This window comes from Nonomuraea sp. NPDC049637 (assembly GCF_040675235.1).
In the GTDB taxonomy this organism is placed as follows: Bacteria; Actinomycetota; Actinomycetes; order Streptosporangiales; family Streptosporangiaceae; genus Nonomuraea.
In genome coordinates, this window is record NZ_JBFAOM010000064.1 from 24,211 (window position 1) to 44,481 (window position 20,271).

The window sequence follows — 20,271 nt, forward strand, 5'->3', positions numbered from 1 at the left end:
TCCATTCACTACAGTGGACCCATGCTTGAACCACTCGCGCACATAGGACGAGATCCCCGCTCCGGCGGATACGTGAGAGACGCCTGGTCGGCCGCCGACATGGAGCTACGCGGGTGGTTCGCGGGCGAGGCCGCGCGCCGCGGGCTCGACCTGCGGGAAGACCGCAACGGCAACCTCTGGGCCTGGTGGGGCGACCCGTCGCGGCGGCCCGGCGTGGTCACCGGCAGCCACCTCGACTCCGTGCGCCACGGCGGCGCCTACGACGGCCCGCTCGGCGTGGTGTCCGCCTTCGCCGCCCTCGACCTGCTGTGCGAACGGCAGGTAACGCCGGGCCGGCCGATCGGCGTCGCCTGCTTCACCGACGAGGAGGGGGCCAGGTTCGGCGTGCCGTGCATGGGCTCGCGGCTGCTCACCGGCGCGCTCACACCCGAGCGCGCGCTCGCCCTCACCGACGACGAGGGCGACACGCTGGCCGACGTCATGGCGCGGGCCGGCCGCAAGCCGGCGGACGTCGGCCACGACGCCGAGACCCTGGCCACCGTCGGCACGTTCGTCGAGCTCCACGTCGAGCAGGGCCGCGGCCTGGTGCACGAGGGCCGCCCGGTGGGCGTGGCCAGCGCCATCTGGCCGCACGGCCGGTGGCGGTTCGACTTCCACGGCAGGGCCGACCACGCGGGCACCACCCGGCTGGCCGACCGCGACGACCCGATGCTGCCCTTCGCCCGCCTGGTGCTGGCCGCCCGCGAGGCCGCCGAGCGGCACGACGTGGTGGCCACGGTCGGCAAGACCCGCGTCTCGCCCGGCAACGCCAACGCCGTCCCCGGCCTGGTCACGGCTTGGCTGGACGCCCGAGGCCCGGCGGAGCCCGCGGTGCGCGCCCTGGTCGAGGAGCTGTCCGCGGCGGCCGGTGCCGACGTGCGCGAGGAGTCGTGGACCCCCGAGGTCGCCTTCGGCGCGGCGCTGAGGGACCGGCTGGCCCGCGTGGCCGGCGGCGACACGCCCGCGCCGATCCTGCCGACCGGAGCCGGCCACGACGCCGGAATCCTGGCCACGGCGGGCGTCCCGAGCGCGATGTTGTTCGTACGCAACCCCACCGGCGTGTCCCATTCCCCCGAGGAGCACGCCGACCAGGCAGACTGCCATGCGGGAGTGGTGGCACTCGCGGACGTGCTGGAGGATCTGTGTCGCTGACCTACTGGTGCGAGCAGGCCTGGTTGCCCGACGGGGTCGCCCACGGCGTGCTCATCGAGGTCGAGGGCGCCCGGATCGCCCGGATCGGGCGGGGTGAGCCCGGCTCGGCCGAGCGGCTGCCGGGCCTGACCATCCCCGGCCTGGCCAACGCCCATTCCCACGCCTTCCACCGGGCCCTGCGCGGCGCCACCCAGCGCGGCAAGGGCGACTTCTGGACCTGGCGCGACCAGATGTACGAGGTCGCGGGCAAGCTCGACCCCGACACCTACTTCCAGCTCGCCAGGGCCGTCTACGCCGAGATGGCGCTGGCCGGGGTGACCTGCGTGGGCGAGTTCCACTACCTGCACCACGGCCCCGGCGGCCGCCCGTACGAGGACAGGAACGTGATGAGCCACGCGCTCGTCCAGGCCGCGCGCGAGGCCGGGCTGCGCATCACGCTGCTCGACACCTGCTACCTGTCCGGCGGCATCGGCGTGCCGCTGTCGGGCACCCAGCTGCGCTTCAGCGACGGCAGCGCCGACGGCTGGGCGGCCAGGGCCGACGAGCTGGCCGCCGCCTACGAGGGGCAGCACGACGTCGAGATCGGGGCCGCCGTCCACTCCGTGCGCGCGGTGCCGCCCGACCAGATGCCGGTGGTGGCCGAGTTCTCCCACCGGCACGGCGCCCCGCTGCACGCGCACGTCTCCGAGCAGCGCGCCGAGAACGCCGCCTGCGCCGAGACGTACGCCGCCACACCGGTCCAGATCCTGCACGAGCGCGGCGTGCTGGGCCCGCGCTCGACCGCGGTGCACGCCACCCACCTGACCGACTCCGACGTGGAGCTGCTAGGCCAGTCCGGCACGTACATCTGCATGTGCCCCACGACCGAGCGCGACCTCGCCGACGGCGTCGGCCCGGCCAGGGCGGCGGCCGACCGCGGCACCCCGATCACGCTCGGCTCCGACGGCCACGCCGTGATCGACCTGTTCGAGGAGGCCCGCGCGGTCGAGCTCGACGAGCGGCTGACCAGCGAGCGGCGCGGCCACTGGAGCGCCGCCGACCTGCTCACCGCCGCCACCGGCGCCGGGCACACCTCGCTCGGCTTCGCCGACGCCGGCCGGCTCATCCCGGGTGCGTGGGCCGACCTGGTGTCGGTCCGGCTCGACTCGGTGCGCACGGCGGGCATCGGCGGGCTGGAGGCCGTGGTGTTCGCGGCGACGGCCTCCGACGTGCACTCGGTGGTCTCCGGCGGCCGCAGGGTGGTCGCGCAGGGCCGCCACGAGCTGGGCGACGTCGGGCACATGCTCTCCGAGGCGATAGGAAAGGTGCGATGACCACCACGCTGATCGACGGGATCGGGCTGCTCTACACCGGCGACCCCGAGCGCGAGGAGATCACCGACGCGGCGCTGGTCGTCGAGGACGGCCTGGTGGCCTGGGTCGGCCCCGCCGCCCGGGCGCCCGCCGCCGACGAGCGCGTGGCCGCCGGGGGCCGGGCCGTGCTGCCCGGGTTCGTGGACAGCCACGCCCACCTGGTGTTCGCCGGCGACCGTACGGCCGAGTTCCAGGCCCGCATGTCCGGGCAGCCGTACACCGGCGGGGGCATCAGGACGACCGTCGCCGCCACCCGCGCGGCCAGCGACGCCGACCTGGCCACGCACGCCCGCGCCCTGGTGGCGGAGATGCTCGCCCAGGGCACCACCACGGTGGAGATCAAGAGCGGCTACGGGCTCTCCGCCGAGCACGAGCGCCGCTCGCTGGAGATCGCCACCACCCTCACCGACGAGACCACCTACCTGGGCGCGCACGTCGTCCCCGAGGGTGCCGACGCCGACGACTACGTCCGGCTGGTGACGGGCGAGATGCTCGACGCCTGCGCCCCGTACGCCAAATGGGTCGACGTCTTCTGCGAGCGCGGCGCGTTCGACGGCGACCAGACCAGGGAGATCCTGAACGCCGGGATCAAGGCCGGGCTCCAGCCCCGGGTGCACGCCAACCAGCTCACCGAGGGGCCCGGCGTGCGCATCGCCTGCGAGCTGGGCGCGGCCTCGGCCGACCACTGCACCCATCTGTCGGCGGCCGACGTCGACGCCCTCGCGTCGAGCGGGACGGTGGCGACGCTGCTGCCGGGGGCCGAGTTCTCCACCCGCTCGCCCTATCCCGACGCGCGGCGGCTCATCGACGCGGGCGTCACGGTCGCGCTGGCCACCGACTGCAACCCGGGCTCGTCGTTCACCTCCTCGATGCCGTTCTGCGTGGCGCTGGCGGTGCGCGAGATGGGGATGACGCCGCTGGAGGCGGTGCGGGCGGCCACGTACGGCGGGGCCCGCGCGCTGCGCCGCACGGACGTGGGATGGCTGCGTCAGGGAGCCCGCGCGGACCTCGTCGTCCTCGACGCCCCCTCCTACGTCCATCTGGCGTACCGGCCCGGTGTTCCCCTTGTCCACCAGGTGTTTCAGTCCGGTCTCCTCCTTCAGGAGGACGTTTAAGACCCTCCCTGTGGCGTAGCTGTTTAGGGAATCTTTGCTTCCGGCCGGACGTTGGCCGGGTATAGGACGCAGCTGCGGAACGAGGTGCCAGGGGATGGCAAGGCCTACGGGGAGTCGCACGCAGGAGCAGCACGTCGCTGACCGCGACCTGCTGGGGACGTATCTGGCCGAGATCGGCCGGGTCCCGCTGCTCACGGCGGAGGAAGAGGTGGAGCTCGCCAAGCGGATCGAGGCGGGCCTGTTCGCCGAGCAGCTTCTTGACAGCGGAGGCTCCGAGCCGCGCATCGGGGACGCGGCCGACGAGGAGCTGGAGCGCCTGGCCGTCTCGGGCCAGCGTGCGAAGGACGAGTTCATCCAGGCCAACCTGCGCCTGGTGGTGGCGGTGGCCCGGAAGTACTCGGGCCGGGGGATGCCGCTCATCGACCTGGTCCAGGAGGGGAACCTGGGCCTGGTCCGGGCGGTCGAGAAGTTCGACTACCGCCGGGGGTACAAGTTCTCCACCTACGCGACCTGGTGGATCAGGCAGTCGGTCGGACGGGCCATCCACGAGCAGGCCCGTCCGGTCCGGCTGCCGACGCACGCCGGCGAGCAGATGACCCGGCTGATGCGGGTGCGCCGCGACATGCTGGCCGAGTTCGACGCCGAGCCGACCGACGGCGACCTCGCCGAGATCCTCGAACTGCCGATCGAGCGGGTGCGCGAGCTGCGCCGCTGGGCGTCCGACCCGGTGTCGCTGCAGCTCGGCGTGGGTGACGAGGACGAGACCGAGCTCGGTGACATGATCGCCGACGAGACGTGGGCCGACCCCGAGCAGCAGGCCATCGACATCCTTGAGCGCGAGCGGCTCGACCAGTGGCTCACCGGCCTGGAGGGCGACACCAGCGAGATGCTGCGCTGGCGCTACGGGCTGGTCGACGGGCGCGAGCACACGCTGACCGAGGTGGGGGAGCGTTACGGCATCGGCCGCGACCGCGCCCGCCGCATCGAGCGCGACGCCCTGGCCCGGCTGCGCCGCATGGCCAACGCCGCCGCCTGACCTTTCTCCGCGTTTCCGGCCCCGCCGCCCGGCCTCCCGGGCGGCGCCGCCGTGTCCGGCGCCCCGCCGCCCGGCCTCTTGGGCGCCGCCGTCTTCCGAGCCGTGTCGCAGCGCCCTGAGGGCCTGCTACGGCTTGAGCACGCGGCGCAGGAACTCCTCCACGGCGGCCTCCGCCGTCGCCGTGTCGCCGCCCCTGGCGACCAGCAGGGCGCTCTCGTTGACGGCGGCCAGCAGCATGTGGGCGTGCAGGTCGACGTAGGCGTCGGGCACCGCGCCGGTCGCCTGCAGGGCCGCCTTCAGCATGCCGAACGAGTACTGCTCCTCCATCGCCCGCCAGCTCTCCCAGCCCAGCACCGCGGGCGCGTCGATGAGCACGATGCGCCGGATCACCGGATCGCCCGCCAGCCTGACCCAGGCCAGCGCGCCGGCCAGGAGCGCCGCCGCCGGGTCGGCGATGCCGCGCACCGCCTTGGCGATCTTGACGCCGATGGCCGACTCCGTGGCCTCCAGCACCGCCTCGAACAGCGCGTCCTTGCCCGCGAAGTGGTGGTAGAGGGCTCCGCGGCTCAGCCCCGACTCCTGGAGCACGGTCTCGATCGACGTGTCGTCGTAGCCCCGCTCGGCGAACAGCCGCGTGGCGATGGCCAGGACCTTGTCGCGGGTGGCCGCGCCGCGCTCCGCCTTGAGGTTCATGCCCTCACTCTAGACAAACCGACCAACGGTCGGTAATTTCCTAGACCGACAGTCGGTCTGTAATCGAGAGGGAGTCGGCATGGACGGCATCACCTACGTGGACGTGGGCCAGGGCCCGGTGACCCTGTTCGTGCACGGCGTGGGCACCAGCTCGTACCTGTGGCGCAACGTCATCGCCGAGCTGCGCGACGAGCGCCGCTGCGTGGCCCTGGACCTGCCCGCGCACGGCGGCAGCGAGCCGCGTGACGACCTGTCCATCCCCGCGCTGGCCGAGGCCGTGGAGGAGCTGTGCGCCGGGCTCGGCCTGGACGAGGTGGACCTCGTGGCCAACGACACCGGCGGCGCCGTCGCCCAGGTCTTCGCGGTGCGCCACCCCGGACGCCTGCGCTCGCTCACCCTCACCAACTGCGACGTGCACACCAACACCCCGCCGGAGGCGTTCAAGGACACCGTGGAGCTGGCCGTCAGGGGCGAGCTGGCCGGGCTGGTGGCCGCCGTGCTGGACCACCCCGAGCTGCTGGCCGGGACCGCCCTGGGCGCCGGCTACGAGCACATCGACGACCCCGCCGAGCTGGTGGACGCCTACCTGCGCCCGATCCTGGCCAAGCCGGACGGCGGCCGCGCCTTCGAACGCCTGCTGGCCTCGATCGACGCCGCGGACATGGTCGCCATCGAGCCGCGGCTCACCGTGCTCACCGTGCCGACGCTGGTCGTGTGGGGCACCGGCGACGTGTTCTTCGACGTGAGCTGGGCCCGCTGGCTGCGCGACACGATCCCCGGCGTGCGGGAGGTCGTCGAGATCGAGGGCGGGCGGCTGTTCTTCCCCGACGAGCGGGCCGCCGAGCTGGTCCCCCACCTGCGCCGCTTCTGGGGCCGGGCCTAAGCTCTCGATCATGCATGTCGAGACGTTGCGCCGCTACCCGGTCAAGTCGATGCTGGGCGAGGAGGTCGCCGAGAGCGAGGTGACCGAGCGCGGCCTGGCCGGCGACCGGTCCCGGGCGGTGCTCGACGTCGCCACGGGGAAGATCGCCAGTGCCAAGAACCCGCGGCTCTGGCGCGACCTGCTGACCGTCGAAGGCGCCCGCGCGCCGGGCGACGAGGAGCTGTCGAAGCTGCTCGGCCGCGAGGTGCGGCTGATCGACGTGCCGCCGGAGGGGGCCGAGCTGGAGCGGTCGGTGCCCGAGCGGGTGCTGGCCGAGGGCATCGAGGCGGAGGTGCCGTACACGGCAGGCACGCTCGGCGGGGCCTCGCCGCAGGGCACCTTCTTCGACTTCGCGCCCCTGCACCTGATCTCCACCTCGACGATCGACCGCATCGGCGAGCTCAGCCCGCGAGGGCACGTCGAAGCCCTCCGCTACCGGCCCAACCTGGTCATCAGGACGGACGCGGCGGGCTTCGTGGAGAACGGCTGGGTGGGACGCGAGCTGCACGTCGGGGACGAGGTCGTGCTCCAGGTCATCGTGGCCAGCCCACGCTGCGCGGTGCCGACGCTCGCCCACGGCGGGCTCGGCCGCGACACCGAGGCGCTGCGCGTGGTGGCCCGGCACAACCGGGTCCAGGTGCTGGAGGCCGGGCTCCAGGCGTGCGCGGGCGTCTACGCGCGGGTGCTGCGCCCCGGCCGGATCGCCCGGGGCGACCGGGTCAGGCCAGCGGGCTGAGGTACTTCTCCAGGTCGTCGAGGATCTTGCCGGCGGCGGTGACGCCGATGCCGGTCATCCAGATCTCGTCGTCCACGTCGTGGGCGTGGCCGGCCTTCACCGCGGCCAGGTTCTTCCACAGCGGGCCGCCGGTCACCGTGGCCTGCGACTTGGCGGCGGCCTCGCCGTAGGCGCTGTAGAAGACGGCGTCGCCGTCGGCCTTGGCGATGTTCTCCTGGCTCAGCTTGCCGAAGCGCTTGTCGTCCTGGTCGGCCAGGCGCTGGGCCTCAGGCCGCTGGACGCCGGCGTCGGCGACCACGATGCCGCTGAACGACTCGGGGCCGTACATGCGGATCTCGGTGGGCATGAAGCGCACGATGCTCACCGACAGCTTGCCGAACTTCCCGCCCAGCGCCCCGGCCCGCTGCTCGTAGGCCGACAGCAGCCCGGACGCCTGCTCCTTCTTGCCCAGGGCGTCGGCGTCCAGCAGGAAGTTCTCCTTCCAGGTGACGCCCACCTTCTCGGTGAACACGGTCGGCGCGATCTTGCTGAGCTTGTCGTAGAAGGCGGCCTGGCGGAACTTCGAGCCGAGGATGAGGTCCGGCTTGAGCGCCATGATGGCCTCGATGTTGGGCTGCTGGAGCGTGCCGACCGGCTTGGTGGCCGACAACGCCGAGCCGAGGTACTCCGGCCAGGTCTGGTTCTCGCCCGCCTGGGCCGCGCCGACGGGGGCCATCCCCAGGGAGACCATCGTGTCCAGCTTGTCGGTGTCGAGCACGACCACCCGCTTGGGGGTCATCGGCACCTTCGTCTCGCCCATGGCGTGCTTGACGGTCCGGGTGGGGCCGGCGTCCTCCGTGCCGGTCGAGGTGCCGCAGGCGGCCAGGGCGAGGACGGGGAGCAGGGCCAGAAGCCGGAGACGCATGAGGGATTCCTTGATCTATTAGGTTAGGCAAGCCTAAGTATCTCATGACCGGATCGGCGCGTGTGAAGGGGCCGAAACCTACCCGAAACACCGTGCCGGCGAGATTCACCGGCGCGAAACACTGCAGGTCGAGGCACGAAACCCCGGCCGAACACGCTGTGGCAACACGTCACACGTAAGGAGGGTCGCGTCGTGAAGATCGATAGCGGCACCACAGCCTGGATGCTCGCGGCCACCGCGCTGGTGTTGCTGATGACTCCGGGTCTCGCGTTCTTCTACGGGGGCATGACCAGGGCCAAGAGCGTCCTGAACATGATGATGATGTCCTTCGGCGCCATCATCACGGTCACCGTGGCCTGGGTGCTGTTCGGGCACTCGCTCGCCTTCACCGACAACGGCAGCTCGCTGCTGAACAACGTCGTCGGCGGTTTCGACGCCCTGGGCCTGCAGAGCCTGGTGGAGACGGCCACCAAGGACGACGGCACCGGCATGCCGAGCCTGGTCTTCTCGGCCTTCCAGCTGACGTTCGCCATCATCACCGTCGCCCTGATCAGCGGCGCGATCGCGGACCGGGCGAAGTTCGGCGCGTGGATCCTGTTCAGCGTCATCTGGGCCACCGTGGTGTACTTCCCGGTCGCCCACTGGGTGTGGGGCACCGGCTGGCTCAACACCATGGGCATCGAGGACTTCGCCGGCGGAACCGTCGTGCACATCAACGCCGGCGCGGCGGCCCTGGCCCTGGCCCTCGTGATCGGCAAGCGCCAGGGCTGGCGCAAGGAGCCGATGCGGCCGCACAACCTCACGCTGGTCCTGCTCGGCGCGGGCCTGCTGTGGTTCGGCTGGTTCGGCTTCAACGCCGGTTCCGAGCTGGCCGTGGACGGCACCGCCGGTCTTGCGTTCATGAACACGCAGATCGCCACGGCGGTCGCGGCCGGGGCCTGGCTCGTCGTGGAGAAGCTGCGCGACGGCCACGCCACCAGCCTCGGCGTCGCCTCCGGCGCGGTCGCCGGCCTGGTCGCCATCACGCCGGCCTGCGGCTTCGTGGACCCGTGGGCCGCGATGGTCATCGGCCTGGCCGCCGGGGCCGTCTGCGCCTACGCCGTCGGACTGAAGTACCGGCTGGGCTTCGACGACTCGCTCGACGTGGTCGGCGTGCACCTGGTCGGCGGCGTCATCGGCGCCGTCTCGCTCGGCTTCCTGGCCGCCTATCCCTTCCTCGACCAGCAGAGCAAGGGCCTGTTCTACGGCGGCGGCCTCGGCCAGCTCGGGCTGCAGGTGCTCGGCCCGGTCGCGATCGGCGGCTACTCGTTCGCCGCCACCTGGATCGTCGGCAAGCTCATCGACAGGACCATGGGCTTCCGCATCCCCGCCGAGGACGAACTCACCGGCATCGACGTCACCACGCACGCCGAGACCGGGTACGACCTCGGCACGGTCTACGCCTCCGGCGTGACCACCCCGAACGGTCCCCTCACCCCGGCACCGGCTCCCAAGAAGGTGGAGGCATGAGGCTCATCACCGCGATCATCAAGCCGTTCAAGCTCGACGACGTCAAGGCGGCGCTGGAGCAGTTCGGCATCAAGGGCATGACGGTCAGCGAGGCCAGCGGCTACGGCCGCCAGCGCGGCCACACCGAGGTCTACCGCGGCGCCGAGTACCAGGTGGACCTGGTGCCGAAGGTGCGCCTGGAGGTGCTGACCGAGGAGGACGACGCCGAGGACGTCATCGACGTCATCGTCAAGGCGGCGCACACCGGCAAGATCGGCGACGGCAAGGTCTGGTCCGTGCCCGTCGACACGGCCGTGCGCGTACGCACCGGAGAGCGAGGGCCGGAGGCCCTGTGAGAGGAGAGGCGCGCTCGTACGCCGCGGCCCGCAAGGAGCGGACCGCGGACACCGACCGCTGGCTCAAGGACCTCTTCAGGACGGCGAGCGACGGCGACCAGGTCTCCCTGGTCGCCGTCGGCAGTCTCGGCCGCGGCGAGCCGGCCCCCGGCAGCGACCTGGACCTGGTCCTGCTGCACGACGGGCGGGCCGACGTGGCGCGGATCGCCGACCGCATCTGGTACCCGATCTGGGACTCCGGCGTCGGCCTCGACCACTCCGTGCGGACCGTGGCCGAGGCCGTGGCCGTGGCCGGGCAGGACCTCAAGGCCGTGCTCGGCCTCATCCAGGCCAGGCACGTCGCCGGCGACCCGGAGCTGACCCGCAGGGCCAGGGAGGCGGTGCTGGCCGAGTGGCGGGCCGACTCGCGGCGCAGGCTGGCCGAGCTGCGCGCGTCGGCCGACCGGCGGGCGCAGGTCAGCGGCGAGCTGGCCTTCCTCCTCGAACCCGACCTCAAGGACGGCCGCGGCGGGCTGCGCGACGTCCAGGCGATGCAGGCCGTGGCGGCGGCGTGGGTCGCCTCGGCGCCGGGACCGCGGGCGCGCGAGGCCCACGAGTTCATCCTCGACGTGCGGCACGCGCTGCACGTCGTCACCGCGCGTGGCGCCGACCGGCTGGTGCTCCAGGAGCAGGACGCGGTGGCCGGGCTGCTCGGCCTGCTGGACGCCGAGGCCCTCATGCGCCGGCTCGCCGAGGCGGGCCGGACCGTCTCCCACGCCTTCGACGCCACCTGGCGCACGGTTGACAGGCTGTTGTCAGGGCCGGTCCCGCGCGGGCGCCGTCCGCTGGCCGACGGCGTGGTCGAGCACGGCGGCGAGGTGGTGCTGGCCAGGGGCGCCGACCCGCGCAAGGACCCCGTCCTGGTGCTGCGGGCCGCCGCCGCGGCGGCCGGCTCGGGGCTGCCGCTGGCGCCCGCGACGGTGTCCGTCCTTGCTGCTCAGTCGGCTTCGATGCCGGTGCCGTGGCCGGAGGAGGCGCGCGACGCGCTGGTGTCGATCCTCGGCGCGGGACGGGCCGCCGTGCCGGTGTGGGAGGAGCTCGACCAGGCGGGCGTCCTTGTCAAGCTGCTTCCTGACTGGGAGCGCGTGCGGCACCGTCCGCAGCGCAACCCCATCCACCGCTTCACCGTCGACCGGCACCTGATCGAGACCGCCGCGAACGCCGCCGGCCACGCCCGCGAGGTCTCCCGTCCCGACCTGCTGCTGATCGGCGCGCTCCTGCACGACATCGGCAAGGGCTGGCCGGGCGACCACTCGGCGACGGGCGAGGTCGTGGTCCGCGACCTCGCCCGCCGCATGGGGCTGCCCGCCCGCGACGTCGAGACGCTGGCCACCGTCGTACGCCACCATCTGCTGCTGCCCGAGACCGCGACCCGCAGGGACCTCGACGACCCGGTCACGATCGAGAAGGTCGCCGCCACGGTCGGCTCCCGCGAGGTGCTCGACCTGCTGGCCGCGCTGGCCGTCGCCGACGGCAACGCGACCGGGCCGGCCGCCTGGAACGCCTGGAAGGCCGGGCTGGTCGCCGACCTCGTCCGCCGCGTCAGGTCGGTGTTGTCGGGCGCGCCGCCGCCCAAGGCGCCCTCGATCCCGCCCGAGCAGGCGGCGCTGGCCCGGCACGGCGGCGGCGCGGTGCGCGTCAACGGCGGGGCGGTCACCGTCGTCGCGCCCGACCGGGCCGGGCTGTTGTGGAGCGCCGCCGGGGTGCTGGCCGCCCACCGGATGGTCGTGCGCTCGGCGTCGGCGGCCTCGGCCGGCGGCACGGCGGTGATCGAGTTCGCCGTCGTGCCCGAGTACGGCTCGCCGCCCGACCCCGCCACCCTGGAGGCCGACCTCCGCCTGGTCCTTGCCGGGCGTCTTGACATCGAGCAGCGGCTGGCCCGCCGGGCCAGGTCCGTGCGGGCGCCGCGGGTACCTGTGGCTCCACCTCGGGTGACACTGGTCGACGACGCCTCCGCGACGGCCACCGTGGTGGAAGTCAGGGCCCATGACAGGCCGGGGCTCCTGTGGCGCATCGGACGGGCGTTCGGGGAGTGCGGTCTTGACGTGAGAGCCGCCCGCGTGGAGACTCTCGGCGCGGAGGCGGTGGACGTCTTCTATGTCGTGGACCGCGCCGGTCGCCCCCTCAGCGACAGCGCGCAGCGAGCTCAAGTCCGCGATCAGGTGCTGGCCGCACTGCGATAACCAACAGTGAACAACTGTCGGTCACATATGTAACGATTGTGTCCGAAATGCCTGTTAAGTCGGATGCTGCGGATACCTTGTGGACGGCTTTGACACCCGTCGTTGCACGGGACGATTGAGGGGTAGCGAAAGCAGTGATCACGGGGAACTCCGACAGCGGCCATGCCGCGAGGCGGGACCGCGGGAAGCGGTCGCTGCCTCGCCTCGGCCTGCGGAACTGGCGCGTGAGATGGCGTCTGACGGCGCTCATCCTCGTGCCCACCATCGCCGGCGTCGTGCTCGGGGGAGCGCGCGTGGTCGGCTCGGTCCAGAGCATCGGCGACTACGACCGCACGGCCACCGCGGCCGAGCAGGCCGGCCGGATCCGCGACCTGGTGCAGGCACTCGGCCTGGAGCGTGACACGGGGGGCTGGATCGGCGCCTATCCCAAGCTGCGCAAGTCGAAGGCCGGCGAACTCGCCGAGTACAAGGCCGCGGTCGACAAGCTGGTCACCAGCGTCCGCGCCGACCTCGACACCATGGACGGGTCCTACGGCGATCGCGTCGTCAAGGCCGCCGGCCAGGCCAAGTACGACCTCAACCGGCTGTCCAAGATCCGCGCCGAGGGCCAGGCCGACACCATCCGGTACGACTTCCTGACCGACACCCTGCTCAAGCTGCACGACGAGCTCGCGCTGCTGTCGGACGACTCCCAGATCATCGGCCACTTCCGCGCCCTGAGCGCGCTCGCGCAGGCCAAGGAGGAGATGTCCCGCCAGCGCGTGCAGCTGCTGAAGAACTCCTACAACGTCGAGCGCGTCGACGCCAAGGAGGTCGAGCGGTTCATCGCCTCCAACGCCCGCGAGCAGAGCGACATCGCCACCGTGGGCGCCGAGGCCGGCGTCGAGATCGGCCTGCAGCTGTCCAAGCTGCTGACCGGCAAGAACGAGTACGTCAACGTCCAGCTCACCAAGGCCCGCGCGGTCACCCTGGCCAGCGGCCGGGCCCCGGGCGTGCGGATCGCCGACAACCTGATCTCCTCCCGGTCCAACGCCCGCGAGCAGTGGTTCAACGACAACAAGGTCGCGATCGGCGTCCTGCACGAGATCGAGAAGGACCTCGCCGACAAGGTGAACCTGCGCAGCCAGGAGCTGCGCGAGTCCGAGATCCGCAACGCCATCATCGCCGGTGTGCTGATCCTGGCGCTGCTGCTGATCGTGCTGCTGCTCACCGTGGCCATCGCCCGTTCGATGGTCGGCCCGCTGCGCCGGCTGCGCACGGAGGCCCTGGAGATCGCCGGTTTCCGGCTCCCCGACGTGGTCCGCCAGCTCCGCGTCTCGGGCGAGGCCAGCACCGAGGTGCGCCCGATCGAGGTCGAGGGCCAGGACGAGATCGGCGAGGTCGCGCGGGCCTTCGACCAGGTCCACCGCCAGGCCGTGCGCCTGGCCGGCGAGGAGGCCGAGCTCCGCAGCAACATCAGCTCGATGTTCGTCAACCTCTCGCGCCGCACCCAGACGCTGGTCGAGCGGCAGATCTCGCTGATCGACGGCCTGGAGAAGGGCGAGCAGGACGGCGGCCGGCTGGCCGACCTGTTCAAGCTCGACCACCTGGCCACCCGCATGCGCCGCAACTCGGAGAACCTGCTGGTCCTCGCCGGCCACGAGGCCACCCGCCGGCGCAGCCAGCCGGCCAAGCTGGTCGACGTCGTGCGCGCCGCGCTGTCGGAGGTCGAGGGCTACGAGCGCGTCCAGGTCAAGGTCCACCGGGCCACGTCCGTGCAGGGCAGCGCCGCCAACGACCTTGTCCACCTGGTGGCCGAGCTGGTCGAGAACGCGATCCAGTTCTCCCCGAGCAACTCCCAGGTCCTGGTCTCCAGCAGCCTCATCGAGGGCGGCGGCGCGCTGCTGTCGGTGAGCGACTCCGGCATCAGCATGACCGAGGAGGAGCTGGCCGAGGCCAACCGCCGCCTGGCCGAGCCGCCGGTCGTGGACGTGTCGGTCTCCCGCCGCATGGGCCTGTTCGTGGTCGGCCGGCTGGCGCTGCGCCACGGCATCCGGGTGCAGCTGCGCAAGGGCGAGGGCACCGGCCTGATCGCCATGGTGCTGCTGCCGCCCACGCTGATCGCCGACAACATGCAGCAGCCGCTGCCGCAGCGCCCGGCGTTCGGCGGCGGGACGGTGCCGCCGCCCACGCCGAACGGCTCGTTCCGGTCGTTCGGCAGCTTCGACTCGGTCGAGGCGAACGGGGCCAGGCCGGCTCCGGGCGACCCGGCCAGGTTCGGCACCGGGCCTTCGGCGCCCTCGGGAGCCTTCAACAGCGCTCCCTCCGGGCCGCCGTCCTTCGACAACCCGCCGCCGCCCGCGCCCCGGCACGGGCTCGGGGCGTTCAACTCCGACCCGGGCGGTCCGGTCAACGGCTTCACGGCCGACACCGACGGCGGTTCCTACCGGCGGCAGCCGTCCTCGTTCGACTCCGGGGCCTACCCGTCGTTGTCGTCGGGCAACGGCTCGTTCCCGTCGTACCCGGCGAGCGGCGGGACGTTCCCGACGCCGCCGCCGTACGCGACCAACTACGGGACGAACGACGTGCGTCGTCCCGATCCGACGCCCTCGGTGGACGTCTCGCCGATGGAGCCGGAGCAGGAGGAGTTTCTGCCGATCTTCGCGTCGGTGGAGTCCGCGTGGTTCCGCAGGCCGCCGGGGGAGTCGGCGCCCGAGGCGCCCTCGTCCGGCGAGAACGGCGGTGAGGCGAGGCCCGCGCAAGCCGTACCCTCTGGGGAGGAAGCGTGGCAGACGGCCGCGGACGCCGGTTGGCGTGCGGCGGCCAAAGCCAGCGAGCCCAGCCTCGGCGGCGTGACCGCCGCGGGGCTCCCCAAGCGCACCCCCAAGGCCAATCTGGTCCCCGGCACGGCCAGCCAGCCCGCTCAGCAGCAGGCTCAGCAGTCGCCGCCGCCGGCGCCACCGGTCTCAGCCGACCGGATGCGCAGCCGCATGGCCAGTTACCAGAAGGGTGTGCGACGGGGCCGCCAGGAAGTACGTGGACAGGAGGAACAGAGTGAGTAAGCGTCCCGCTGGGGAGGATGCGTGACAACGCTGAGCCATGAAGCGCACCGCTTCGACTGGCTGATCACCGACTTCGTGCGCAACACCCCGGGGGTCGCGCACGCCGTCGTCGTCTCGGCGGACGGCCTGTGCCTGGCCGCCTCCGAGGGTTTCCCGCCGGACCGGGCCGACCAGCTCGCGGCGGTCTCCGCCGGTCTGCTGAGCCTGACGGTGGGCGCGTCCAGGGTGTTCGAGGGCGGCGCGGTGTCGCAGACGGTCGTCGAGATGCAGCGCGGGCTGCTCCTGGTCATGGCGATCAGCGACGGCTCCGTGCTCACGGTGCTGGCGGGTCCTGATTGTGACATGGGGCTGGTGGCGTACCAGATGACGCTGCTGGTAGACAGAGCGGGACAGGCGCTCACGCCGGCCCTGCGCGCCGAACTCCAGGCCGCCAGGACCCGGTGATGTGATGGAACTGATGGGAGAGGGCCGTGTACGGCAGTGACGGGACCGGGGACGACGAGCCCCTGTTCCGTCCTTACGCGGTGACCGGCGGCCGTTCCGAGCCGCGGTATCACCTCGCGATGGAGACGCTGATCTCGTCGATGTCGATCCCGGACGACGAGATGGCCATGCTCACCCCCGAGCAGGAGGCCATCATGCAGCTCTGCAGGACGTTCCGGTCGGTCGCCGAGATCTCGGCCCTGCTCCGCGTCCCGCTGGGCGTGGCGAGAGTGCTAGTGGCGGACATGTCAGACGAAGGTCTCGTCCGCCTGCACCAGCCACGCCTCAGCCAGGGACAGCCAGACCTCAACATGCTCGAAAGGGTGCTCAGTGGACTTCGCAGGCTCTAGCCCCGGGCTCACTTCGACGAAGATCGTCGTCGCTGGTGGGTTCGGCGTCGGCAAGACGACGTTCGTGGGGGCGGTGTCCGAGATCCTCCCGCTCACCACGGAAGCGGTGATGACCGACGCGTCCGCGGGCATCGACGACCTCGGGTTGACACCGAACAAGCAGACCACCACCGTCGCCATGGACTTCGGCCGGCTCTCGCTCGACCGCGACCTGATCCTGTACCTGTTCGGCACGCCCGGACAGCACCGGTTCTGGTTCATGTGGGACGACCTCGTCCGCGGCGCCATCGGCGCGGTCGTGCTGCTCGACACCCGCCGCCTGGCCGACAGCTTCCCCGCCATCGACTACTTCGAAGAGGCCAAGCTGCCGTTCGTGGTGGGCATCAACGGCTGGGACGGGCAGTTCCCGCACACCGACGACGAGGTGCGCGAGGCGCTCGCGCTGGGCTCGCACGTGCCGATCGTGCGTACCGACGCGCGCAACCGCGAGTCGGTCAAGACGACGCTGATCTCGCTGGTCGAGCACGTCGTACGGCTGCGCGCGGCGCCCGTCCGCTAGCCGCCGACCGCCCACGGGACGCTCTCCAGCGAGTTGAGCACGGGCACCAGCGCCCGCTCCTCGACGTCGAAGTGGCTCTCCAGCTCGGCGGCGACGCGTTCGATCGCCGCCGGGTCGCTCGCCGCCCGCAGCTCCTCGACCAGTGCCGCGATCACCTCGTGCTCGCGGCGCAGCCGGTCGAGCGCCTCCTTCAGCTCCGGGCGCGTGCCCTCCAGGAACGGGAACGCCACCCGGTCCTCGCCGGAGTGGTGGAAGCTCAGCGCGTCGCAGAAGGTCAGGCAGTGGGCCCGCAGGTCGTCGGTGACGGCCCCGCCCGCGCGCAGCTTCGCCAGCTCGCCCCTGAACCAGTCGTGCACCTTGACCAGCTCGTCGCCGAAGGCCCGCACCCGCTCGTCCATGTCACTATCCTTTGCTCAGACGACGACAAATTAGCTTTGTGAACAAAGCTAATTTAGACAGCAAGGTATTGGCGATGTCAACCGACGGCTTGAGCGTGGACGAAGGCATCAGGACGCTGCTGCTCCTGATGCCGCGCATGGTGGGCCGGGCCAAGCGGCTCAAGGTGCCCGAGGCGCTGCGGTCCTTGTCGCTGGCCCCCCGGCACCTGTCGATGCTGGCCTACCTGCTGTTCGACGGCCCGACCACGGTCAACGAGCTGGCCGGGCGCCTGGAGGTGGCGCCGGCCACCGTGAGCCTGATGGTGGGCGAGCTGAGCAGGAAGGGCGTGCTGGAACGCCGCGAGGACGACGCCGACCGCCGCCGCACGATCGTCAGCATCGCCCCGGCCCACCAGGAGGCGATCACCGAATGGCTCGGCTACGGCGCCACGGCCTGGCGGGCCGCGCTCGACCCGCTGACGCCGCAGGAGCGGCAGACGTTCGTGCGCACCCTGCTGGCCTACGAGCAGGCGTTGTCAGCCCGCTGACCGGCTGTCCACCAGCACCTCGACGCCGTCGAGCACACGCTGGAGGCCGAACTCGAAGGCGTGCTCGGGGCTGTAGGCGGCCTGCAGCGCCTCCCCGGCCGCCTGGCCGACGCGCGAGGCCGTGGGGAACATGGCCGGGTCGGAGATCCGGCTGAGGAAGGGCGCGTGCGCGGCCCACCACTGCACGTCCGTCATGCCGGTCTGGCTCTCGGCCTGGGCCGCCTCCACCGCGCCCCGCGCGGTGCCGTGCACGAAGCCGGTGACCAGCGTGATCACCGAGTCCATCTCCAGGTCGGTCAGGCCGATGCCGTCGATGGCGCGCAGCTCGTAGTCGTACTTGGCGGTGACGTTGGGGCCGAGGACCGGGCGGCTCGCCGCCACCTGCAGCAGCCATGGGTGGCGCAGGTAGAGGGCGAAGTTCTCGCGGGCGATCAGCTCCAGCCGGGCCCGCCAGCCGCCCGGCACGTCCTCGGGGCGGGCGGTCTCGCCGTAGACGGTGTCGAGCATGACGTCGAGCAGCTCGGGTTTGCCGGGCACGTACGTGTAGAGCGACATCGTGCCCACGCCCAGCTTCTCGGCCACCCGGCGCATGGACAGCGCCGCCAGCCCCTCGGCGTCGGCCACGTCGATGGCGGCGCGGACGATGCGCTCGACGCTCAGCTCCGGCTTGCCCTTGCGGCTGGCCCGTTCGCTCGTCCGCCACAGCAGCGCGAGGCTGCGGGCCGGGTCGCCCTTGCCCGGGTACTCAACAGTCACCCTCGTACGGTACACCGTACGGTTGCGTGCGTCGAGCGTATGCTGTACGGTACGCCGTACGATTCGATAGGGAGGTGGCCATGTCCGCAGTGCTCGCCCAGGGCCTGCGCAAGACCTACGGCTCGAAGACGGCGCTCGACGGCGTCGATCTCGACGTGCCCGCGGGCACCGTCTACGGCCTGCTCGGGCCCAACGGCGCCGGGAAGACCACCGCCGTCCGCATCCTCACCACGCTGCTGCGCCCCTCGGCCGGCCGGGCGGAGGTGGCCGGCTTCGACGTGACGGCCCAGCCCCGCCGGGTGCGCGCCGCCATCGGCCTGGTCGGCCAGCAGACGGCCGTGGACGAGATCCTGACCGGCCGGCAGAACCTGGAGCTGTTCGGCCGCCTCCACCACCTGAGCGCGCCGGCCGCCCGCGCCAGGGCCGCCGAGCTGCTGGAGCGCTTCGGCCTGACCGGGCACGACGGCCCGGCCAAGGAGCTGTCCGGCGGCCTGCGCCGCCGGCTCGACCTGGCCGCGAGCATGATCCTCGCGCCGCCCGTGCTCTTCCTCGACGAGCCCACCACCGGCCTCGACCCGCGCAGCCGCGCCGGGATCTGGAACGCGGTGCGCGAGCTGGTCGCGGGCGGCACGACCGTGCTGCTGACCACGCAGTACCTGGAGGAGGCCGACCAGCTCGCCGACCGCGTCGCGGTGATCGACTCGGGCCGGCTGGTGGCCGAGGGCACGCCGGAGGAGCTGAAGTCCAAGCTCGGCGGCGACCGGCTCGACGTGGTGATCAACGACCCGGCGCGGCTCGACGAGGCGGCAGCGATCCTCTCGGGGGCCTCCGCGGGCCCCGCCGAGATCGACCGGGACACCCGGCACGTCAGCGCCCCGGTGGGCGACCGGGTGAGCGCGCTCACCCGGGTCCTGCCCGCGCTGGCGGCGGCCGGCATCGAGGCCGCCGACGTCGCGCTGCGCCGGCCGACCCTCGACGAGGTCTTCCTGAACCTGACGACCGTGGGAGGCGATCGATGACCGCACTCAGATGGGCGCTGGCCGACGGCTGGACCGTCGCCCGCCGCGACCTGATCCACTGGGCCAACCAGCCCATGACGCTGGTCTTCGGGGTGCTCTTCCCCGTGGTGATCACCCTGGCCTTCGGCTACCTGTTCGGCGGCGCGGTCGAGGTGCCCGCCGGGGCCGACTACTTCGCCTTCCTCATGCCCGGCATGTACGGCATGACGATGCTCTTCGGCCTGAGCTCCACCATGGTGGCCGTCTCGTCCGACGTGTCCAAGGGCGTCACCGACCGTTTCCGGTCGATGCCCATGGCGCCCTCGGCCGTGCTGACCGGGCGGGCGGTGGCCGACCTGCTCAACTCGGTCCTGATCCTGGGCGGGCTGTTGTTGTGCGGCCTGGCGGTGGGCTGGCGGCCGGCCTCCGCCGGGGGCGCGCTTGGCGCGATCGGCCTGCTGCTGCTCCTGCGCTTCGCCCTGCTGTGGGCGGGCATCTACCTCGGCCTGCTCACCCGCGAGCCGGGCGCGGTGGTCGCGATCCAAACCCTGGAGTTCCCGATCGGCTTCCTGTCCAACGCCTTCGTCGCGCCCGGCACCATGCCCGGCTGGCTGGGCGCGATCTCGGAGTGGAACCCGCTGTCCTCCACGGTCGCCGCCACCAGGCAGCTGTTCGGCAACCCGGGCTGGGGCGGCGACTCGTGGGTGGCCCAGCACGCCGTGACGATGGCGGTGTTGTGGCCGGTGGCGATCACCGTCGTGTTCTTCGTCCTGTCCGTCCGCCTGTACCAGCGCCTGGACCGTTAGCCCGCTCAGGCGTGGCGGTGGAAGGCCGTGGTGTCGGGGGCGAGGGGGGTGTTGCCGAGGATCAGGTCGGCGGACTTCTCGGCGAGCATCATGACCGGGGCGTAGATGTTGCCGTTGGTGACGTACGGCATGGCCGAGGCGTCCACGACGCGCAGGCCGTCCAGGCCGTGCACGCGCATGGTGCCGGGGTCCACCACGGCCAGGTCGTCCACGCCCATCTTGCAGGTGCACGACGGGTGGAGGGCGGTCTCGCCGTCCTTGGCCACCCAGGCCAGGATCTCCTCGTCGGTCCGGACATCCGGGCCGGGGGAGATCTCGCCGCCGTCCAGGCCGGCCCA

At 72.3% G+C, this 20,271-nt stretch carries 21 protein-coding genes; 16 read left to right on the top strand and 5 right to left on the bottom strand.

The window, feature by feature from the left end; translation table 11 throughout:
• Positions 1-21 precede the first annotated feature (21 nt).
• From AB0J71_RS45490 to AB0J71_RS45505, 4 genes are all read left to right on the top strand, one after another.
• Positions 22-1,191, top strand: coding sequence for an allantoate amidohydrolase (locus AB0J71_RS45490; protein ID WP_364420422.1), 1,170 nt, complete (start codon positions 22-24; stop codon positions 1,189-1,191).
• Positions 1,182-2,504 (top strand): formimidoylglutamate deiminase, encoded by a 1,323-nt coding sequence (locus tag AB0J71_RS45495; RefSeq protein WP_352326836.1) that lies wholly within the window; start codon positions 1,182-1,184, stop codon positions 2,502-2,504. The genes AB0J71_RS45490 and AB0J71_RS45495 overlap by 10 nt, the downstream gene beginning before the upstream one ends.
• Complete coding sequence (gene hutI / locus AB0J71_RS45500; RefSeq protein WP_364420424.1) at positions 2,501-3,658, top strand: imidazolonepropionase; 1,158 nt, start codon at positions 2,501-2,503, stop codon at positions 3,656-3,658. Before AB0J71_RS45495 ends, hutI begins: the two co-directional genes overlap by 4 nt.
• Positions 3,659-3,752: 94 nt before the next feature.
• Complete coding sequence (locus AB0J71_RS45505) at positions 3,753-4,694, top strand: sigma-70 family RNA polymerase sigma factor (protein WP_352326838.1); 942 nt, start codon at positions 3,753-3,755, stop codon at positions 4,692-4,694.
• 126 nt (positions 4,695-4,820) lie between these two features.
• Here AB0J71_RS45505 and AB0J71_RS45510 read toward each other — a convergent pair whose 3' ends face one another.
• Complete coding sequence (locus AB0J71_RS45510; RefSeq protein WP_364420426.1) at positions 4,821-5,387, bottom strand: TetR/AcrR family transcriptional regulator; 567 nt, start codon at positions 5,385-5,387, stop codon at positions 4,821-4,823.
• 79 nt (positions 5,388-5,466) lie between these two features.
• Here AB0J71_RS45510 and AB0J71_RS45515 point away from each other — a divergent pair, with 79 nt between their 5' ends.
• Together AB0J71_RS45515 and AB0J71_RS45520 are read left to right on the top strand one after the other, a co-directional pair.
• Positions 5,467-6,270 (top strand): alpha/beta hydrolase, encoded by an 804-nt coding sequence (locus AB0J71_RS45515; RefSeq protein WP_364420428.1) that lies wholly within the window; start codon positions 5,467-5,469, stop codon positions 6,268-6,270.
• 10 nt (positions 6,271-6,280) lie between these two features.
• Positions 6,281-7,045 (top strand): MOSC domain-containing protein, encoded by a 765-nt coding sequence (locus tag AB0J71_RS45520; protein WP_364420430.1) that lies wholly within the window; start codon positions 6,281-6,283, stop codon positions 7,043-7,045.
• Here AB0J71_RS45520 and AB0J71_RS45525 read toward each other — a convergent pair.
• Positions 7,029-7,949 carry an iron-siderophore ABC transporter substrate-binding protein gene (locus AB0J71_RS45525; RefSeq protein WP_364420432.1) on the bottom strand — a complete coding sequence of 307 codons (921 nt, stop codon included), beginning with the start codon at positions 7,947-7,949 and terminating at the stop codon, positions 7,029-7,031. The genes AB0J71_RS45520 and AB0J71_RS45525 overlap by 17 nt on opposite strands.
• A gap of 192 nt (positions 7,950-8,141) precedes the next feature.
• On the opposite strand from AB0J71_RS45525, the gene AB0J71_RS45530 reads away from it, so the two are divergent.
• The 7 genes from AB0J71_RS45530 to AB0J71_RS45560 all read left to right on the top strand — a co-directional run bounded on the left by AB0J71_RS45530 (position 8,142) and on the right by AB0J71_RS45560 (position 16,448).
• Positions 8,142-9,458: an ammonium transporter gene (locus AB0J71_RS45530; RefSeq protein ID WP_352321404.1), complete on the top strand. Its 1,317-nt coding sequence runs from the start codon at positions 8,142-8,144 to the stop codon at positions 9,456-9,458.
• Positions 9,455-9,793: a P-II family nitrogen regulator gene (locus AB0J71_RS45535; protein WP_352321406.1), complete on the top strand. Its 339-nt coding sequence runs from the start codon at positions 9,455-9,457 to the stop codon at positions 9,791-9,793. The genes AB0J71_RS45530 and AB0J71_RS45535 overlap by 4 nt, the downstream gene beginning before the upstream one ends.
• The gene (locus tag AB0J71_RS45540; protein WP_352321408.1) at positions 9,790-12,015 is read left to right on the top strand and encodes a [protein-PII] uridylyltransferase; all 2,226 of its coding nucleotides are present in this window, start codon (positions 9,790-9,792) and stop codon (positions 12,013-12,015) included. The genes AB0J71_RS45535 and AB0J71_RS45540 overlap by 4 nt, the downstream gene beginning before the upstream one ends.
• A gap of 224 nt (positions 12,016-12,239) precedes the next feature.
• Positions 12,240-15,056, top strand: coding sequence for a nitrate- and nitrite sensing domain-containing protein (locus AB0J71_RS45545; RefSeq protein WP_364420434.1), 2,817 nt, complete (start codon positions 12,240-12,242; stop codon positions 15,054-15,056).
• Positions 15,057-15,077: 21 nt separating this feature from the next.
• Positions 15,078-15,500, top strand: a complete 423-nt coding sequence (locus tag AB0J71_RS45550) for a roadblock/LC7 domain-containing protein (protein WP_185844483.1) — start codon at positions 15,078-15,080, stop codon at positions 15,498-15,500.
• A gap of 26 nt (positions 15,501-15,526) precedes the next feature.
• Positions 15,527-15,889 carry a DUF742 domain-containing protein gene (locus AB0J71_RS45555; protein WP_125631446.1) on the top strand — a complete coding sequence of 121 codons (363 nt, stop codon included), beginning with the start codon at positions 15,527-15,529 and terminating at the stop codon, positions 15,887-15,889.
• On the top strand, positions 15,870-16,448 hold the full coding sequence (locus tag AB0J71_RS45560; RefSeq protein ID WP_352321413.1) for an ATP/GTP-binding protein: 579 nt from the start codon (positions 15,870-15,872) through the stop codon (positions 16,446-16,448). Before AB0J71_RS45555 ends, AB0J71_RS45560 begins: the two co-directional genes overlap by 20 nt.
• On the opposite strand, the gene AB0J71_RS45565 is transcribed toward AB0J71_RS45560, so the two are convergent.
• The gene (locus tag AB0J71_RS45565; protein WP_364420436.1) at positions 16,445-16,846 is read right to left on the bottom strand and encodes a hemerythrin domain-containing protein; all 402 of its coding nucleotides are present in this window, start codon (positions 16,844-16,846) and stop codon (positions 16,445-16,447) included. The two genes, AB0J71_RS45560 and AB0J71_RS45565, sit on opposite strands and share 4 nt — an antisense overlap.
• Before the next feature lie 74 nt (positions 16,847-16,920).
• Here AB0J71_RS45565 and AB0J71_RS45570 point away from each other — a divergent pair, with 74 nt between their 5' ends.
• Positions 16,921-17,373, top strand: coding sequence for a MarR family winged helix-turn-helix transcriptional regulator (locus AB0J71_RS45570; RefSeq protein ID WP_352321416.1), 453 nt, complete (start codon positions 16,921-16,923; stop codon positions 17,371-17,373).
• Here the strand turns inward: AB0J71_RS45570 and AB0J71_RS45575 are convergent.
• Positions 17,362-18,129, bottom strand: coding sequence for a TetR/AcrR family transcriptional regulator (locus tag AB0J71_RS45575; protein WP_352321418.1), 768 nt, complete (start codon positions 18,127-18,129; stop codon positions 17,362-17,364). The two genes, AB0J71_RS45570 and AB0J71_RS45575, sit on opposite strands and share 12 nt — an antisense overlap.
• An 80-nt stretch (positions 18,130-18,209) precedes the next feature.
• On the opposite strand from AB0J71_RS45575, the gene AB0J71_RS45580 reads away from it, so the two are divergent.
• Both AB0J71_RS45580 and AB0J71_RS45585 read left to right on the top strand, forming a co-directional pair.
• Positions 18,210-19,148 (top strand): ATP-binding cassette domain-containing protein, encoded by a 939-nt coding sequence (locus AB0J71_RS45580; protein ID WP_352321420.1) that lies wholly within the window; start codon positions 18,210-18,212, stop codon positions 19,146-19,148.
• A complete protein-coding gene (locus AB0J71_RS45585; protein ID WP_364420438.1) occupies positions 19,145-19,933 on the top strand; it encodes an ABC transporter permease in 789 nt (262 codons plus the stop codon). Before AB0J71_RS45580 ends, AB0J71_RS45585 begins: the two co-directional genes overlap by 4 nt.
• Positions 19,934-19,938: 5 nt before the next feature.
• Here the strand turns inward: AB0J71_RS45585 and AB0J71_RS45590 are convergent.
• Positions 19,939-20,271 (bottom strand): GMC oxidoreductase (locus AB0J71_RS45590; protein ID WP_364420440.1); only part of this gene is annotated, 333 nt, incomplete at its 5' end.

Coding starts and splice junctions, on each gene's coding strand:
- AB0J71_RS45515 (WP_364420428.1), top strand. CDS start 5,467: ATGGACGGCATCACCTACGTGGACGTGGGCCAGGGCCCGGTGACCCTG.
- AB0J71_RS45535 (WP_352321406.1), top strand. CDS start 9,455: ATGAGGCTCATCACCGCGATCATCAAGCCGTTCAAGCTCGACGACGTC.
- AB0J71_RS45520 (WP_364420430.1), top strand. CDS start 6,281: ATGCATGTCGAGACGTTGCGCCGCTACCCGGTCAAGTCGATGCTGGGC.
- AB0J71_RS45510 (WP_364420426.1), bottom strand. CDS start 5,387: ATGAACCTCAAGGCGGAGCGCGGCGCGGCCACCCGCGACAAGGTCCTG.
- hutI (WP_364420424.1), top strand. CDS start 2,501: ATGACCACCACGCTGATCGACGGGATCGGGCTGCTCTACACCGGCGAC.
- AB0J71_RS45525 (WP_364420432.1), bottom strand. CDS start 7,949: ATGCGTCTCCGGCTTCTGGCCCTGCTCCCCGTCCTCGCCCTGGCCGCC.
- AB0J71_RS45585 (WP_364420438.1), top strand. CDS start 19,145: ATGACCGCACTCAGATGGGCGCTGGCCGACGGCTGGACCGTCGCCCGC.
- AB0J71_RS45565 (WP_364420436.1), bottom strand. CDS start 16,846: ATGGACGAGCGGGTGCGGGCCTTCGGCGACGAGCTGGTCAAGGTGCAC.
- AB0J71_RS45505 (WP_352326838.1), top strand. CDS start 3,753: ATGGCAAGGCCTACGGGGAGTCGCACGCAGGAGCAGCACGTCGCTGAC.
- AB0J71_RS45570 (WP_352321416.1), top strand. CDS start 16,921: ATGTCAACCGACGGCTTGAGCGTGGACGAAGGCATCAGGACGCTGCTG.
- AB0J71_RS45490 (WP_364420422.1), top strand. CDS start 22: ATGCTTGAACCACTCGCGCACATAGGACGAGATCCCCGCTCCGGCGGA.
- AB0J71_RS45580 (WP_352321420.1), top strand. CDS start 18,210: ATGTCCGCAGTGCTCGCCCAGGGCCTGCGCAAGACCTACGGCTCGAAG.